Annotated in this window: 1 protein-coding gene; it reads left to right on the top strand. The window is 72.2% G+C overall.

All coding sequences use genetic code 11. The annotated features are described in order from the left end of the window. Positions 1-59: 59 nt before the first annotated feature. Positions 60-442: SAM-dependent methyltransferase (locus JMF97_RS30905; protein WP_203224699.1), on the top strand; the 383-nt coding region annotated here is incomplete at its 3' end.

Here is a 442-nt window from a genome sequence, read left to right as displayed (position 1 = left end):
CGGGGCAGAATACCCGCCGGGGCATTGACGCCGACACCGTGTGCGGAGGAGTGGGAACATTGCAGCGGCCGGACTGGGCACCCGAGACGCTCGATGTCGAGCGGCCCAGCGTCGCTCGGATGTACGACTACTACCTCGGCGGGTCGCACAACTTCGCGGTGGACCGGGCGGCGGCCCAGGCGATGGTGGGCGCGGTTCCGGAGGCTCCGCTGATGGCCCAGGCCAACCGCGCCTTCCTGCGCCGGGCCGTGCAGTTCCTCAACGAGGCGGGGAACCGCCAGTTCCTGGACATCGGTTCGGGCATCCCGACCGTCGGCAACGTGCACGAGATCGCCCAGCGGCACGCCCCCGACTCCCGGGTGGGCTACGTCGATGGGGACCCGGGCGCGGTGGCGCACAGCCGGGAGGACCTGGCCGGCAACGAGAGCGCCACGGGCGGCCA

Origin of the sequence: Micromonospora fiedleri, assembly GCF_016774385.1 — a bacterium.
GTDB classification, from domain to species: domain Bacteria; phylum Actinomycetota; class Actinomycetes; order Mycobacteriales; family Micromonosporaceae; genus Micromonospora; species Micromonospora gifhornensis.
Note: the sequence above shows the minus strand (reverse complement) of the source record. Positions and strands in the feature narration are given on the sequence as shown.